The 14,231-nt window shown below is 74.1% G+C and carries 16 protein-coding genes; 4 read left to right on the top strand and 12 right to left on the bottom strand.

Going from position 1 to position 14,231, the window contains the following annotated elements:
- Positions 1 to 11 precede the first annotated feature (11 nt).
- The 5 genes from O7633_RS32785 to O7633_RS32765 are packed head-to-tail and all read right to left on the bottom strand — an operon-like array spanning position 12 to position 4,984.
- A complete protein-coding gene (locus tag O7633_RS32785; RefSeq protein WP_282325184.1) occupies positions 12 to 803 on the bottom strand; it encodes an ABC transporter ATP-binding protein in 792 nt (263 codons plus the stop codon).
- Complete coding sequence (locus tag O7633_RS32780) at positions 800 to 1,687, bottom strand: ABC transporter permease (RefSeq protein ID WP_282325183.1); 888 nt, start codon at positions 1,685 to 1,687, stop codon at positions 800 to 802. Before O7633_RS32780 ends, O7633_RS32785 begins: the two co-directional genes overlap by 4 nt.
- A 5-nt stretch (positions 1,688 to 1,692) precedes the next feature.
- A complete protein-coding gene (locus O7633_RS32775) occupies positions 1,693 to 2,616 on the bottom strand; it encodes an ABC transporter permease (protein ID WP_074478882.1) in 924 nt (307 codons plus the stop codon).
- The gene (locus O7633_RS32770) at positions 2,613 to 3,458 is read right to left on the bottom strand and encodes a dipeptide/oligopeptide/nickel ABC transporter ATP-binding protein (RefSeq protein ID WP_282325182.1); all 846 of its coding nucleotides are present in this window, start codon (positions 3,456 to 3,458) and stop codon (positions 2,613 to 2,615) included. The genes O7633_RS32775 and O7633_RS32770 overlap by 4 nt, the downstream gene beginning before the upstream one ends.
- A gap of 2 nt (positions 3,459 to 3,460) precedes the next feature.
- Positions 3,461 to 4,984 carry an ABC transporter substrate-binding protein gene (locus tag O7633_RS32765; RefSeq protein ID WP_282325181.1) on the bottom strand — a complete coding sequence of 508 codons (1,524 nt, stop codon included), beginning with the start codon at positions 4,982 to 4,984 and terminating at the stop codon, positions 3,461 to 3,463.
- A gap of 192 nt (positions 4,985 to 5,176) precedes the next feature.
- On the opposite strand from O7633_RS32765, the gene O7633_RS32760 reads away from it, so the two are divergent.
- From O7633_RS32760 to O7633_RS32750, 3 genes are read left to right on the top strand one after another with little or no spacing between them, the layout of a single operon-like run.
- Complete coding sequence (locus O7633_RS32760) at positions 5,177 to 5,914, top strand: enoyl-CoA hydratase/isomerase family protein (protein WP_282325179.1); 738 nt, start codon at positions 5,177 to 5,179, stop codon at positions 5,912 to 5,914.
- A complete protein-coding gene (locus O7633_RS32755) occupies positions 5,911 to 6,729 on the top strand; it encodes a VOC family protein (RefSeq protein ID WP_278134238.1) in 819 nt (272 codons plus the stop codon). Before O7633_RS32760 ends, O7633_RS32755 begins: the two co-directional genes overlap by 4 nt.
- On the top strand, positions 6,726 to 7,241 hold the full coding sequence (locus tag O7633_RS32750) for a flavin reductase family protein (protein ID WP_178064395.1): 516 nt from the start codon (positions 6,726 to 6,728) through the stop codon (positions 7,239 to 7,241). The genes O7633_RS32755 and O7633_RS32750 overlap by 4 nt, the downstream gene beginning before the upstream one ends.
- An 85-nt stretch (positions 7,242 to 7,326) precedes the next feature.
- On the opposite strand, the gene O7633_RS32745 is transcribed toward O7633_RS32750, so the two are convergent.
- The 5 genes from O7633_RS32745 to O7633_RS32725 all read right to left on the bottom strand — a co-directional run bounded on the left by O7633_RS32745 (position 7,327) and on the right by O7633_RS32725 (position 11,283).
- The gene (locus O7633_RS32745; RefSeq protein ID WP_282325178.1) at positions 7,327 to 7,815 is read right to left on the bottom strand and encodes a MaoC family dehydratase; all 489 of its coding nucleotides are present in this window, start codon (positions 7,813 to 7,815) and stop codon (positions 7,327 to 7,329) included.
- Positions 7,816 to 7,887: 72 nt separating this feature from the next.
- Entirely contained in the window at positions 7,888 to 8,631 is a 744-nt protein-coding gene (locus O7633_RS32740) for an enoyl-CoA hydratase/isomerase family protein (RefSeq protein WP_282325177.1), read from the bottom strand.
- Entirely contained in the window at positions 8,628 to 9,584 is a 957-nt protein-coding gene (locus tag O7633_RS32735; RefSeq protein ID WP_282325176.1) for a zinc-binding dehydrogenase, read from the bottom strand. The genes O7633_RS32740 and O7633_RS32735 overlap by 4 nt, the downstream gene beginning before the upstream one ends.
- Entirely contained in the window at positions 9,581 to 10,291 is a 711-nt protein-coding gene (locus tag O7633_RS32730; RefSeq protein ID WP_282325175.1) for a nitroreductase family protein, read from the bottom strand. Before O7633_RS32730 ends, O7633_RS32735 begins: the two co-directional genes overlap by 4 nt.
- Positions 10,288 to 11,283 (bottom strand): nuclear transport factor 2 family protein, encoded by a 996-nt coding sequence (locus O7633_RS32725; RefSeq protein WP_282325174.1) that lies wholly within the window; start codon positions 11,281 to 11,283, stop codon positions 10,288 to 10,290. The genes O7633_RS32730 and O7633_RS32725 overlap by 4 nt, the downstream gene beginning before the upstream one ends.
- 122 nt (positions 11,284 to 11,405) lie before the next feature.
- Between O7633_RS32725 and O7633_RS32720 the strand changes: the two genes are divergently transcribed.
- Positions 11,406 to 12,554, top strand: coding sequence for an acyl-CoA dehydrogenase family protein (locus tag O7633_RS32720; RefSeq protein WP_282328697.1), 1,149 nt, complete (start codon positions 11,406 to 11,408; stop codon positions 12,552 to 12,554).
- Between the two features lie 35 nt (positions 12,555 to 12,589).
- On the opposite strand, the gene O7633_RS32715 is transcribed toward O7633_RS32720, so the two are convergent.
- Together O7633_RS32715 and O7633_RS32710 are read right to left on the bottom strand one after the other, a co-directional pair.
- The gene (locus O7633_RS32715) at positions 12,590 to 13,228 is read right to left on the bottom strand and encodes a TetR/AcrR family transcriptional regulator (RefSeq protein WP_074478869.1); all 639 of its coding nucleotides are present in this window, start codon (positions 13,226 to 13,228) and stop codon (positions 12,590 to 12,592) included.
- A 98-nt stretch (positions 13,229 to 13,326) separates the two neighbouring features.
- The gene (locus O7633_RS32710) at positions 13,327 to 14,061 is read right to left on the bottom strand and encodes an SDR family oxidoreductase (protein WP_278134224.1); all 735 of its coding nucleotides are present in this window, start codon (positions 14,059 to 14,061) and stop codon (positions 13,327 to 13,329) included.
- Positions 14,062 to 14,231 lie beyond the last annotated feature (170 nt).

Here is a 14,231-nt window from a genome sequence, read left to right as displayed (position 1 = left end):
GCGGTTCTCCTTCAGGTCCAGGAGGGGATGGCGGCGAGGAGCCGTCGGGTGTACTCCTGCTGCGGCCGGTCCAGCACGCTGTCGGCGTCGCCGGCCTCGACGACCCGCCCGCCGCTCATCACGGTGATCCGGTCGCAGAGGTCGCTGGCGAGCATGAGGTCGTGGGTGACGAAGAGCAGGCCGATGCCGAGCTCGTCGACGAGGGTGCGGAACAGGCCGACGACCTTGGTCTGCGTCGTGACGTCGAGGGCGGTGGTGCACTCGTCGGCGATCACCAGGGCGGGGCGGGTGACGACGGCGAGCGCGATGGCGACCCGCTGGCGCAGGCCGCCGGAGAGCTGGTGGGGATAGCTGTCGAGGACGCGGGCCGGGTCGGCGATGCGCATCTGCTCCAGCACCTCCAGCGAGCGGCGGCGCACCTCGGCCCGGGTGATGTCGCGGACGTGCCGGCGCAGCACCTCGGCGAGCTGGGCGCGGACCCGCATCAGCGGGTTCAGCGACCGCGACGCGTCCTGGAAGACCATGCCGACGGCGCTGCCGCGCACCCGGTCGGTGCGGTCGACGCCGGGGGCCACCACCACGTCGCCGGCCAGCGCGACGGAGCCGCGTTCGACGCGGACGTTGCGGTCGAGCAGCCCGACGACGCAGCGGGCGAGGGTGGTCTTGCCGCTGCCGGACTCCCCGACGACGCCGACGATCTGGCCCCGGCGGATCTCCAGGTCGACGTCGTCGAGCAGGCGCAGGTCGCCGGAGGAGAGCCGGGCGGTGACGGCGAGGCCGTCGGCCTTCAGCAGGACGCTCATCGGCGCGCCTTCCGGGGGTCGTGGTGGGTGAGCAGCGCGTCGCCGAGCAGGTTCACCAGCAGCACCAGCAGCGTGATGGCGAGCCCGGGGAAGAACGCGATCCACCACGCCTGGCCCAGCTCGTCCTGGCCGGACGCCAGCATCGAGCCCCAGCTGTTCATCGGCGGCACCACGCCCAGGCCGAGGAAGCTCAGCGCGCTCTCGACCAGGATGGCCGTGCCGACCTGGAGGGTGCCGAGCGCGACGGTCGTGCCGGCGAGGTTGGGCAGGATGTGCCGGAAGACGATCCGGGGTTCCGACGCGCCGGCCGCGCGCAGGCCGAACACGAACTGCCGCTCCCGGATCGCCATGGTCGCCGAGCGGGTGACGCGGGCGCAGACGGCCCAGCCGGTGAGCGCCAGCACGAGGAACAGCACCGGCAGCGAGCTGCCCCGGTTCGCGATGATCGCGAGGGCGACGAGGATGAACGGCAGGGCGAGCTGGGCGTCGATGAGCACCGAGATGACCCGGTCGACCCAGCCCCGGAAGTAGCCGGCGAGCACGCCGAGCAGCGTGCCGGGGCCGATGGCGACGAGCGCGCCGACCAGGCCGATGACGATCGTCAGGCGGCCGGCCGTGACGAACTGGGTGAGCACGTCCTGGCCGAGCTTGTCGGTCCCCAGGGGGTGCGCCCAGGTGCCGCCGGGCAGGAAGGCCGGCGGCTGCCGGGTCGCCGCCAGGTCCTGACCGGCCGCCGGGAGCAGCCCGGTCAGCGGCAGCACGAACACCCCGACGGAGACGACCGCCAGCGGCAGGGACAGCCAGAACACGGAGGTACGCGCGCGCCGGCCGGTCCGCCGGGGCGGCGCCCCCGCGGCGGTCGGGTCGAGTTCGAGTTGGCTCACGCCGGTCACCTCACCCTCGGGTCGACGATCGAGTGCAGGACGTCGACGACCAGGTTGAGCAGGACGAAGACCAGCGCGCCGAAGACGACGATCGCCTGCACGAGCGGGAAGTCGCGGAACTGGATGGCCTGGAGCGCGAGCTGCCCGAGGCCCGGCCAGGAGTAGACGTACTCGACGGCGACCGCGCCCGAGAGCAGGATGCCGGTCTGGAGCACGACGATCGTCAGGATCGGCATCATGGCGTTGGCGAACGCGTGCCGCCACACCACCCGGCGGTTGCCGAGCCCCCGGGCGCGGGCGGAGTCGATGTAGGGCTCGGCGAGGGCCTCGCTCATCGAGGCGCGGGTGAGCCGGGCGATGTGCGCCATCGGGTAGACCGACATGGTGAGGGCGGGCAGGATCAGGTGCTTCGGGGTGCCCGACTGCCCGGCGGGCAGCCAGCCGAGCTTCACGGCGAACAGCACCACGAGCATCATGCCGAACCAGAAGACGGGCACGGACTGCCCGAGCAGGGCGACGGTGGAGGCGGCCCGGTCCCACCAGGTGCCCTCCCGGGTCGCGGCGAGCACGCCGAGGGGCACGCCGACGAGCAGGGCGAGGCCCATGCCGGCGGCGACCAGTTGCAGCGTGTACGGCAGCCGGTCGGCGATCATCGACGTGTTGGACTGGTAGAACTGGAGCGACTGGCCGAGGTCGCCGGTGAGGATGCCCCGCAGGTAGTCGAGATACTGCACGACCAGGGGCAGGTCGAGGCCGAGCTCGTGGCGCAGCGCCTCGCGCTGCTCCGGCGGCGCCATCGGCCCGAGGATGGTCGCGGTGGGGTCGCCGGAGAGGCGGCCCAGCAGGAACGCGAGGCTGAGGGCGATCAGCAGCGACGCGAACAGGGACGCGAGCCGGCTGCCGACCCGGCGGACGGTGCTGGCCTTCATCGGCGGGACCTCCAGCGCGCTCCGGGCATGGCGGCGAGCAGCTCGCGGGTGTAGTCGTTCTCGGGGGTGACGAAGACCTGCTCGCAGGGCCCCGACTCGACGACCCGGCCGCGGTACATGACGTGCACGACGTCGCAGAGCGACCGGACGACGGCGAGGTCGTGGCTGATCATCAGCAGCGCCGCGCCGGTGGTGGCGCGGATCTGCCGGAGCAGGGCCAGCACGTCGGCCTGGACGGAGACGTCGAGGCCGGAGGTCGGCTCGTCGGCGACGATGAGGCGCGGGCGCATGAGCAGCGCCCGGGCGATGCAGACCCGCTGGGCCTGGCCGCCGGAGAGCTGGTGCGGGTAGCGGTCGAGCAGCTCGGGGGCGAGCCGGACGCTGCCGAGCAGCTCGGCGTCGCCGATCCAGGAGGTGCGCTCGGGTTGCAGGGCGCGCAGCTCCCGCAGCCCGGACCGCACGGACTGGCGGGGGTCGAGGGAGCCGTGCGGGTCCTGGAAGACGACCTGCACCTCGGGCCGGAGCCGGCGCAGCCGCGCACGGCTGATCTCCGACAGGGAGTGGCCGAGCAGCCGGATGTCGCCCCCGCCGCGCGGCCCCAGCGCGGTGGCGGCCATCGCGAGCGTCGTCTTGCCGGAGCCGGACTCGCCGACGACGGCGACGCTCTGGCCGGCGTCGATGCGCAGCGACACGTGGTCGACGGCGCGGAAGACCTGGCCGGTGCCGCGGTCGCGGTGCTCGACGACGAGGTCGTCGACCACCAGCACCGGGGTCTCCGGCTCCGGGGTGCGGGGGTGCCGGGCGGCCTCGCCCGACACCCCCTTGCGCACTGCCTCGGTCATCGTCAGCGGGTCGTCTTCGTGAAGTCCACGGTGTTCAGGGGGCCGAACACCACGCCGGAGACGCCGGGGGCGGTCGCGTAGTTGAACACCTGCCGGTACAGCGGCACGTAGCAGTGCTTGTCCACCACGCCGATCGTGTTGAGCTGGTCGTAGATCGGGGCGGCCTGCTCGGCGCCGTCCTGCTCCAGCGCCTGCTGGGCGAGCTCGTCGATCTTCGGGTCGGGGCAGTTGCCGGTGATCGACTTCGTCTTCATGAAGCCGCTGACGAAGTAGTCCGGCACGGCGACGTTGGGCACCCCGGCGAAGATGGAGATGCCGGGGACCTGACGGCCGATGATCCGCTTGACGAGCGTGCCGTAGTCGAGCGGGACGTAGGTCACCTTGAAGCCGGACTGTTCGAGGCTGCCGCCGACGGCCTGCGCGACCTCCTCGATGTTGGTGTACTGGGCCGCCGGGTAGCTGATCTGCACGGTCGGGGCGGCGGAGCCGACGAGTTCCTTGGCCCGGGCGGCGTCGGCGGTCACGCTGCGCGCCGGCTGCTGGCCCGGCTTGACGTTGAGCAGCCCGGCGTCGGCGACGGCCTGGCCGTCGAAGATGCCCTTGACGATCGCGTCGCGGTCGATGGCCAGGGCGGCGGCCTCGCGCAGCTTCGGGTCGTCGAAGGGTGCCTTCGTCGAGTCGAGGAAGGCGATGATCTTCATGGCGGTCTCGGTGCTGACCACGTCGACGCCGGCGTTCTTGGCCGCGCTCGCCTGCGCGGGCGGCAGGTCGAAGGAGATGTCGACGCTCTTGCTCTGGATCAGCGCGAGGCGCTGCGCGGCCTCGTTGGCCCAGGTGAAGGTGATGCCGTCGTTGGCGGCCTTCGTGCCCCAGTAGTCGGGGTTCTTCTTGACCGAGATGTCGCGGCCGGCGTTCGCGCCTCCCCAGACGTACGGGCCGGTGCCGACGGGGGCGGCGGCGAAGCCCTCCGACCCCTTCTCCTGGTAGTACTTCGGCGGCACCAGGTAGACCGTGGTGAGCAGGTCGGGGATGTTGTACTGCGGGGTCTTCGTCTTGACCACGACCGTGGTGGCGTCGGGCGCCTCGATCGCGGTGACGTTGGTGAAGTAGGACTTGAGCTGGGAGGCGGCGGCGTCGCGGGTGAGCGTGATGGTGTTCGCCACGGCCGCCGCGTCGGCCTTCTCGCCGTTGCTGAAGGCGATGTCGGGCCGGACCTTGAAGGTCCAGGTCGTCGCGTCGGTGCGCGTCCAGCTCGTGACCAGGCCGGTGTCGGTCGGGGCGAGGTCCTTGTCGGTGTTGATCAGGGGCTCCAGCATCGTCGCCCAGACGACCTGGGCGGAGCGCGCGCCGACGATCGGGTCGAGGGTGGCCGGCTGGGCGGCGAGCAGCGCCCGGACGGTGGCCGAGCCGGACGACCGGGCGTCATCGGAGTCGGACCCGCCGCACGCGGTGAGGCTGGCGCTCGCGATGGCAAGGGCGGCGGCCGCGGCGAGGGGCCGCCGGGAGCGCAGGAATTTCGTGATCATCATGGGCGTCCTTCAGAGGCGATGGACCCGCCAGGTCGCGGCCTGAGCCGGCGGTGACGTTCGCCACAAAGTACCGACCAGCCGGTATCAAGTCAACGGGTCGAGTGGGTATCTCGTCCATGACGTTCGTGTGTCAAAGGGCCGCCCGCCAGGGGCGTTGTATTCATACCGACCGGTATGTATGATGCGGCGGTGACCATCACCCTCACCCATGGGCACGACGGCCGCGTGGCGTGCGTCCGCTACGACAACGCCGCCCGCGGCAACTGCGTCGACGACGCCGCGCTGCGCGAACTCGTCGACACCATGACGACCGCCGCCGCCGACGAGACCTGCGTGGTGATCCGCCTCGACATGGCCGGGCGGCACTTCTGCGGCGGCTGGGACACCTCTTCCTTCGCCGAGCTGGCCGGCGCGCCCCCCGAGACGGTCGCCGCCCGCCTGCGCGGCAGCGACGCCGCGCTGGCGCAGATCCGGCGGCTCCCGGTGCCCGTCGTCGCCGCCGTCCGGGGCCGGGTCATCGGGTTCGGCGCGGGCCTGCTCGACGCCGTGCACCTGCCCGTCGCCGCCGCCGACGCCCGGCTGTCGCTGCCGGAGGCCCGCTTCGGCTTCGCGCCCGCCGGGGTCGGCCACACGATCGCCCGGGCCCTGCCCCGGCCGCACGCCTACCACCTGCTGACCGGCGCGGCGACCGCCACCGCCGCCCAGCTGCACGCCTGGGGCCTGGTCGCCCGGGTCGTCCCCGACGCCCACCTCGACCGCGAGGTGGGCGACCTCGTCGACTCGCTGCTCGCCCTGCCGCCGGGCACCGTGCGGGCGGTGGTCGAGGTCGTCGAGTCGAGCCTCGCCAGCGGGGCCCCCGACCACGCGTACGACGTCTCGGCGCGCACGATCGTCGCCGGCCTCGCCGCGCGGGCGGTGTCCGGGTGAGCCGGCCGTTCCGGCCCGGCGAGGCCGTCTGGGTGGAGCTGTGCACCCCGGACCCCGAGCGGGCCGAGGCCTTCTACGGCGACCTGCTCGGCTGGACGGTGCGCGCGGAGCGGCTGGGCGTCGGCACCTACCGCATGTGCGGCGTCGACGGGCGCGACGTCGCCGGCATCTCCGACGCCGCCGCGCTGCACGGGGGCCGCCCCCGGGGCTGGCTCACCTACTTCGCGGTCGACGACGTCGCGGCGTCGGCGCGGCAGGCCGTCGCGCTCGGCGGGGAGCTGGTCACGCCCCCGCGCTACCTGCCCGCGGCCGGCACCGGGGCGGCGGTCGTCGACCCCTTCGGCGCGGCCTTCGGCCTCTACCAGGGCGAGTCGCGCGCCGGCGTCCAGGCCCTCAACTCGGTCGGCGCGCTGTGCTGGAACGAGCTGGACACCGGCGAGCCCGCGCGGGCCGTGGCCTACTACCGGGCCCTGTTCGGCTACACCACCCGCCAGCGCGGCGACGCGCCGACGGCCCGGCCGTACACGCTGCTGATGCTCGGCGACGTCCCGGTGGCCGGCGTCCTCGAACTGGACAACGAGTGGCCCAACCTCATCCCGTCGAAGTGGATCACCTACTTCGCCGTCGCCGACCTCGACGACGCGCTGGCCCGGGTCGCCGCCCTGGGCGGCACGCCGACCGTCGGGCCGGTCGACAGCCCGCACGGACGCCTGCACCTGATCAAGGACCCCGGCGGGCACACGCTGTGCCTCATCCAGCTCGAAGGCGGGCTGCGCCCCGTACCCGACTCCTGCGACCCGGCGGTGACCCGATGATGGCCGAGCCCCTGTTCGACTCCGCCGAGTTCCGCCAGGTGTGCGGGCACTTCCCCACCGGCGTGACCGCCGTGACCGCCGTGACCGGCGCGGGCGAGGTCGCCGCGCTGACCGTCAACTCGTTCACCTCGGTCTCGTTGCGGCCGCCGAAGGTGCTGTTCTGCGTCACCAGCCACTCGTCGAGCTTCCCGGTCCTGATGGCGGCCGACCGCATCGCGATCCACATCCTCAGCCAGAACCAGGAGGACGTCGCCCGGCGGTTCGCCACCTCCGGCCTGTCCGGCGCGCAGCGGCTCGACGGCGTGTCCTGGGTGCCCGGCCCCGACGCCGTCCCGCTGCTGCCCGGCACGCCGGCGATCCTCGCCGGCCGCCGCGACGAGGTCATCACCAGCGGCGACCACGTGATCGTCCTGCTGGACGTCGACCACGTGCACCTGAAGCCGACGGGCGTGCCGGCGCTGTCGTTCTACCGGGGCCGGTTCGTCGCCCCGTCGGACGCCGCGCCGCAGTGAGCGCGCCGGCGCGACCGACCGGCGTGCCCGGGCCGGCGCGACCCGCCGGGTCGCGCCGGCCCGACGCCCGGCCCTGGGCGCGGGCTCAGCCGTAGTAGCGGAACAGGATCTCCGCCACGCAGCAGGGCTGCGACCGGTCGGCGAACTCCACGACCACCGCCGCCTTGGCCTGCACGCCGCCGGGCGAGCCGTCCTGCGCCGCCGGGATCGGCCGGGCCGAGACGAGGGTCGCCGTGCCCTGGATCTCGACGCCCGGCGGCAGCGGCCGGACGAAGCGGACCCGGTCCAGGCCGTAGTTGACCCCCATCGAGTGCGTGCGCACCTCGAGGATGTCCGCGAGCAGGAGCGGGACGAGCGCCAGGGTCAGGAACCCGTGCACGACCGTCGTGCCGAACGGCCCCGAGCGCGCCCGTTCGACGTCGACGTGGATCCACTGGTGGTCGCCGGTGACGTCGGCGAACCGGTCGATCTGCTCCTGGGTCACCACCCGGGGCTCGCTGGCCCCGAGGTCCTGGCCGACCAGGTCGAGCAGGTCACCCGGGGTGTGCACGATCGTCTTCTTCGCGGTGCGCATGGTTCGCTCCGTTCCAGCGGGTCGGTCGAGGGCGGCGGCGGGACAGGGGCGGCGGCGGGACAGGGTCGTGGACTACGCCGGGGCCCCGGGCGGGCCGGGCCGGGCCGCCGCCTGGTCCGCGACGTGCGCGGCGAGGGCCGCCCACTCGCGTTCCCAGGCCGCGTCGGCGACGGCGGGCCGGGCCAGGCCCAGCATCCGGCGGACCGCCGTCTCGTCGCGGGCCGCGACGGTGGCCACCAGCGCGTCGACGTGCGGCACGAGGTCGGCGTCGGCGACGGCCTCGCTGACCAGGCCCCGGCGGGCGGCCTCGTCGGCCGACCACGTCTCGCCCGTGACGAGCAGCCGGCGGGCCAGCGCCGGGCCGACGGCGAGCGGCAGCAGGACGCTGGACCCCCAGCCGGGGACCTGACCGGCGGCGAGGTGCCGGTCGCCGAGGCGGGCGCTGCCGGCGGCGACGGCGATGTCGCAGGCCAGCAGCAGTTCGAGCCCGCCGCCGAAGGCCGCCCCGTTGACCGCGGCGACGGTGGGCACCCGGGCCGCCCGGATCGCGCGCACGAGTGAGCGGCCCCGGTCGAGGAAGGCCAGCAGCGCGGGCAGGTCGCCGAGCAGGCCGGTGGCCTCGGTGAGGTCGGCGCCGGCGCAGAAGCTGCGGCCGGTGCCGGTGAGCACGAGCGCCCGTACGCCGGGGTCGTCCGCGCCGGCGACCCACCGTTCGAGGCCGGCGAGCACCGTGCTGTCGCACGCGTTGCCCGCGCCCGGGCGGTCGATGCGGGCCCAGAGGGCGGGCCCGCGCCGGGTGACGACGACGGCGGTCATGCCAGGCTCACGCAGAGCTTGCCGAACGCGACGCCGGCGAGCATCCGGGCGGCCTGGGCGCGGACGTCGGCGAGGTCGACGACGCTGTCGACGGCGGGCCGGATGCGGTGGGTGTCGACGTAGTCGACCAGGGCCCGGAACTCGTCGAGGGTGCCCATGGTCGACCCGTGCACGGTGATCTCCCGGGCGAACAGGCGCGGCAGGTCCAGCTGGGCGGTGAAGCCGCTCGTGCCGCCGCACACGACGATGACGCCGCCGGCCCGGGTCGAGCGCACCGAGTGCGCGAAGGTGGCGGGGCCGACGGTCTCGACGACGACGTCGGCGAGCTCCGGCACGCGGTCGCCGACGTCCAGGGCGACGGCGGCGCCGAGGCCGAGCGCCCGCTCGCGCTTGGCCGGGGAGCGGGAGGTGACGACGACGGTGGCGCCGGCCGCCACGGCGAGGCCGACGGCGGCGGTCGCGACGCCGCCGCCCGCGCCCTGCACGAGCACGACCCGTCCGGGCCCGACCGTGGCCTTGGTGAACAGCATCCGGTACGCGGTCAGCCAGGCCGTCGGCAGGCAGGCGGCCTCGGCCCAGCTCAGGGCGGCGGGCTTGGGCACGAGGTGGCCCGCCGGCACGACGGCGCGTTCGGCGAGGAGGCCGTGGCCGGCGTCGGGCAGCAGGGTCGCGTGGGCGACGGCGCGGCCGTCGGGCGCGGTGGGCAGCACCGGGTAGACGACGACGTCCCGGCCGTCGGCCACCCCGGCGGCGTCGCTGCCGATGACGTGCGGCCCGCCGTGGGGGCGGCCGGCGACGCCGCGCAGCGTCCAGATGTCGTGCATGTTGAGCGCGCCGGCCCGGACGTCGACGCCCACCCAGCCGGGGGGTGGCTGCGGCGCGGCGAGGTCGCCGACGCGCAGGGCGTCGACGGGGTGGTCGGCGCTGGGCTGGACGACGTGGGCGGCCCTCATGCCGGCACCGAGCCCGCCCGCTCGACGGGCCCGTTCCAGAAGGCCACGTCCGACAGGTCGGCGCGGGCGGCGGGCCGGAAGTCGAGGCCCCGGGTGTACGCGACGGGGAGCAGGGTGATCGGCCGCCACTCGGCCGGCAGGCCGAGCACCGCCTGGACGCCGCTGGCCTTGTGGGCCAGGGCGGTGGCCATCACCGAACCCAGGCCCCGGGAGCGCAGCGCGAGTTGGAACGACCAGGCGAACGGGAAGATCGACCCGTAGTAGCCGGACGCGGTGCCGCCGACCGGCCGCTCCGGCAGCGGCTTGGTGCTGCACAGGACGACCAGGACGGGCACCCGGTCGAGGTGGTAGACGAGGTGCTTCACCGCACGCAGGATCCGGGCCTGTCGCGCCCGGGCCTCCGGGTCGGCACGGACGGTCGGCGACAGGCGGGTGGTGGTCGCCGCCTCGCCGCTGGCCAGGGGTCGCTCGACCGTCTGCTGCCAGATCTCGGTGTAGAGCTCGGACAGCTTCCGTTTGAGGGCGGGGTCGTCGACGGCGACGGCGCGCCAGTCCTCGAGGTTGGAGCCCATCGGCGCCTGCTGCGCGAGGCGCAGGCACTCCTCGACGACGGCGCGGCCGACCGGTCGGTCGAAGTCCATCCGGTGGCGCACGGCCCGGGTGGTCGTGAGGACCTCGTCGATGTCGGTGATCACTCTGGCGCTCATCCGGGTTCCTCTCCCGTGCGGCGGCCGACCTCCGCGTCGAAGCCCATCAGGTCGGCGATGTGCAGGGTGTCGCAGTACTCCCGGACCTCGCCGATGCCGTCGGCCCGGACGTCGACGATCCACAGGTAGCGGTTCTGGTAACGGGCCCCGTCGGCGAGGACGGCGTCGCCTACCGCTTCGACGGCGACCAGGGTGTCGTCGGCGATCCAGCGGCGCGGGGTCACCGTGACGGCGGGCGACCGGTAGCCGCCGGCGGCGAGGCGCACCCGCATGGCCGTGAGCTTCTCGGTCATGGTGACCGTGCCGTGGAAGGGGCCGTTGGCGTCGAGGTCGCCCCGGCCGTGCGGGCGTCCACGGTGGCGGTCGCGGCCGGTGTCGGTCCACCAGGTGGCGTCGGCGGTGAAGAGGGCCCCGAACGCGTCGAGGTCGCCCCGGGCCAGCGCCGGCCACATCGCCAGGGCCGTCGCCACCGTCGGCAGGGCGTCGCCGGGGTCGGCCGCGGCGTCGGCCACAGCCGGTCCGTCGAGGCTGCTGCGGGGTACGGGCGCGCCGCCGCCCACGACGTGCTGGGCGTGGATGGTGTCGAGGTATTCGCGGACCGAGACGATGGCCCCCGTGGGGTCGACGTCGAACACGAACCCGTAGCGGTTGGCGTACTCGATGCCGCTGGCGTGTTCGCCGTACCCCTCGACCTCGATGACGCACGTGTCGTGGCCGGCGACGACACGGCGCGGGATCTGGCGGCAGCCGCCCGGGAACGCGGTGGGGCCGAGCCTGCGCATCAGCGCGAGCTTGTCGTCCATCCGCATGACGCCGTGCAGCGGGAAGCGACCGCTGCCGTGGGGAGAGAGCTGCGGGTCGCCGCCACGGCGGTCCGGGCCGGTGTCGACCCACCAGGTCGCGCCCGGGGCGCAGCTACGCGCGAGGCCGCCGAGGCTCCCCCGGTCGAGCGCGGAGATGAAGTCCATCCCCGCCCGTACGGCGCGTGTCACCCGACCCCCTACATACCGACTGGAAGGTATCTACCACGCCCGGCGGGCCAACTCAAGGGGCGCACTTCATACCGACCGGATGGTATCCTCCGCCGACAGGGTGTCCGACGAGGGGGTTCGTGGTGTTCGAGGCGTACCAGCTGCCCGAGGAGCACGCGGCGGTGCGGGCGGCCGTCCGCGCGGTGTGCGACGCGAAGGTCGCGCCCCACGCGGCCGAGGCCGACGAGACGGGGCAGTTCCCGCAGTCCTCCTACGAGGCGCTGCGCGCCGCCGACTTCCACGCCCCGCACGTCCCCGCCGAGTACGGCGGCGCCGGGGCCGACGCCCTCGCCACCGCGATCGTCATCGAGGAGGTGGCGCGCGCCTGCGCCTGTTCCTCCCTCGTCCCGGCCGGCAACAAGCTGGGCACCATGCCGCTGCTGCTGGCCGCCGACGAGCACCTCAGGCAGCGCTACCTCCCGCCGGTGGCCCGGGGCGAGGCCATGTTCTCCTACTGCCTGTCCGAGCCCGAGGCCGGCAGCGACGCCGCGGGCATGCGCACCCGCGCCGAGCGCGACGGCGACACCTGGGTGCTCAACGGGGTCAAGCGGTGGATCACCAACGCCGGGCTGAGCGAGTTCTACACGGTGTTCGCCGTCACCGACCCGGCCGCCCGCTCCCGGGGCATCTCCGCGTTCGTGGTGGAGCGCTCCGACCCCGGGATCAGCTTCGGCGCGCCCGAGCGGAAGCTCGGCATCAAGGGGTCGCCGACCCGCGAGGTCTACTTCGACGACTGCCGCATCCCCGCCGACCGGATCATCGGCGCGCCGGGCACCGGCTTCGCCACCGCGATGCGGACGCTGGACCACACCCGGGTCACCATCGCCGCCCAGGCCCTCGGCATCGCGCAGGGCGCGCTCGACCACGCGCTGGCCTACGTGCGCCAGCGCCGGCAGTTCGGCCGGCCGGTCGCCGACTTCCAGGGCGTCCAGTTCATGCTGGCCGACATGGGCATGACGCTGGAGGCGGCCCGGCAGCTCACGTACGCCGCCGCCGGCCGGTCCGAGCGCGGCGAGGCCGACCTGACGTACTTCGGCGCGGCGGCGAAGTGCTTCGCCTCCGACGTGGCCATGCGGGTCACCACCGACGCGGTGCAGTTGCTCGGCGGCTACGGCTACACCCGGGACTTCCCGCTGGAGCGGATGATGCGCGACGCCAAGATCACCCAGATCTACGAGGGCACCAACCAGGTGCAGCGCATCGTGATGGCCCGTCAGCTCCTCGGCGGCTGACCCGCTCGGCCCCTACCGACCCGGTCGGGCGTCAGTCAGGCGTGGAGGCCCTCCAGCACCATCGCGCTGAACTGGCGCGCCACCTCCTCGACGCTGAGCGGGCCGCCGACGTTGAGCCACTGGTACGCCCAGGCGCACATCCCGACCAGCCCGAACGTGGCGATGCGCGGGTCGACGTCGGAGCGGAACGCCCCCCGGGCGACGCCGTCGGCGATCATGCCGGCGAAGGCCGACTCCACCAGGCTCCGCTTGCGGGTCACCTCGGCGAACAGGTCGGCGGTGAGGTTGCGCCGCTCCTGGTAGAAGATCGTCACGTGCGCCCGGTATTCGGCCACGCTGGTGAGGCTGAACCGGATCAGCTCGGCCACCCGCACCTTCGGGTCGTCGCTGCCGGCCTCGATCTTCGCGATCGCGGCGAGCTGCGCCTCCAGGTATTCCTCCTGGATGTGGCGCAGCAGGTCGTCCTTGCTCTCGAAGTGGTGGTAGAAGGCGCCCTTGGTGAGCTTGGCCCGGTCGGCGATCTCCTGCACCGACGTGCGGTCGAAGCCGCGCTTCTCGAACAGCTCCAGCGCGCTGGCGATCAACGACTTGCGGGTGTTCTCCGGGTCGTAGCCGTCGGGCCACCGCTGCCGGCGACGGGTCGACTCCGGCCGGTTGGACGTGGCACGCGCCATTGGTGGCCTCCTATCCCCTGCACAGCCCCACAATGCTACCGTCCGGTCGGAAGGAATGGGGTACGCGACCCGGGGCGGTTCGCGCCACGCCCCGCCGGTCAGGCCGCGCCCCCGTTGACGTACAGCACCTGGCCGTTGATCCAGCGGGCCGGGCCGGCCAGGAACGCCACCACCTCGGCGGTGTCGGCCGGCTCGCCGAGCCGCCCCATCGGCGACATGGCCGCCATCGCGGCGATCGTCTGTTCGTCCTTGCCCGCCAGGAACAGGGCCGTGGCCGTGGCGCCCGGCGCGACCGCGTTCACCGTGACGTCACGCCCGCGGAGCTCCCGGGCCAGGATCAACGTGATCGCGTCCACCGCAGCCTTGCTGGCGGCGTACGCGGCGTAGCCGGGCAGCGACAACCGGGGCGTCGTGCTGGAGATGTTGACCAGCGCGCCGCCGGGCCGGATCCGGCGCGCCGCCTGCTGGTCGACCACGAAGGTGCCGCGCACGTTGACGCGGTGCACCCGGTCCAGCTCCGCGAGATCCAGCTCGGTCACCGGGGCGTGCGACGCCACCCCGGCCGAGTGCACGACGACGTCGATCCCGCCGTACGTCCGCTCGGCGACGTCGAACAGCTCCGCCACCGCCAGCTCGTCGGCGACGTCGGCCCGCACCGCCACCGCGTCGCCGCCGGCGGCGACGATCGCCGCCACCACCTGCTCCGCCTCGACCTTGCCGGTGACGAAGTTGACCACCACCGCGAAGCCGTCCGCCGCCAGCCGGCGCGCCACCTGCCGGCCGATGCCCTGGGAACCGCCGGTCACGACGGCGACACGCTGCGGGACGGTCATGACGATTCTCCTGGTCCTCGCGGGGCCGGGACGGCGACGCCGCCCCCGGAGATCGAATTAGATCAAACGGAGTGCGTCGCGCGCCGCCCCCGCGGCGGCTGGAGCCGCCCCCACGGCCGCCCCGCACCAGGCGTCGTGGGGGCGGCCGTCAGGCCGGGCCCGCCCCGGGG

Origin of the sequence: Micromonospora sp. WMMD712 (genome assembly GCF_029581295.1) — a bacterium.
GTDB classification, from domain to species: Bacteria; Actinomycetota; Actinomycetes; order Mycobacteriales; family Micromonosporaceae; genus Micromonospora; species Micromonospora carbonacea.
The sequence above is the reverse complement of the archived record's forward strand: the minus strand, read 5'-3'. Positions and strand labels throughout refer to the sequence as shown.

What these genes read in the sequence shown, in the direction of transcription:
- O7633_RS32750 (WP_178064395.1), top strand. Translation starts at nt 6,726, where the DNA reads ATGATGGCCGAGCCCCTGTTCGACTCCGCCGAGTTCCGCCAGGTGTGC.
- O7633_RS32785 (WP_282325184.1), bottom strand. Translation starts at nt 803, where the DNA reads ATGAGCGTCCTGCTGAAGGCCGACGGCCTCGCCGTCACCGCCCGGCTC.
- O7633_RS32765 (WP_282325181.1), bottom strand. Translation starts at nt 4,984, where the DNA reads ATGATCACGAAATTCCTGCGCTCCCGGCGGCCCCTCGCCGCGGCCGCC.
- O7633_RS32740 (WP_282325177.1), bottom strand. Translation starts at nt 8,631, where the DNA reads ATGACCGCCGTCGTCGTCACCCGGCGCGGGCCCGCCCTCTGGGCCCGC.
- O7633_RS32715 (WP_074478869.1), bottom strand. Translation starts at nt 13,228, where the DNA reads ATGGCGCGTGCCACGTCCAACCGGCCGGAGTCGACCCGTCGCCGGCAG.
- O7633_RS32735 (WP_282325176.1), bottom strand. Translation starts at nt 9,584, where the DNA reads ATGAGGGCCGCCCACGTCGTCCAGCCCAGCGCCGACCACCCCGTCGAC.
- O7633_RS32730 (WP_282325175.1), bottom strand. Translation starts at nt 10,291, where the DNA reads ATGAGCGCCAGAGTGATCACCGACATCGACGAGGTCCTCACGACCACC.
- O7633_RS32770 (WP_282325182.1), bottom strand. Translation starts at nt 3,458, where the DNA reads ATGACCGAGGCAGTGCGCAAGGGGGTGTCGGGCGAGGCCGCCCGGCAC.
- O7633_RS32775 (WP_074478882.1), bottom strand. Translation starts at nt 2,616, where the DNA reads ATGAAGGCCAGCACCGTCCGCCGGGTCGGCAGCCGGCTCGCGTCCCTG.
- O7633_RS32710 (WP_278134224.1), bottom strand. Translation starts at nt 14,061, where the DNA reads ATGACCGTCCCGCAGCGTGTCGCCGTCGTGACCGGCGGTTCCCAGGGC.
- O7633_RS32745 (WP_282325178.1), bottom strand. Translation starts at nt 7,815, where the DNA reads ATGCGCACCGCGAAGAAGACGATCGTGCACACCCCGGGTGACCTGCTC.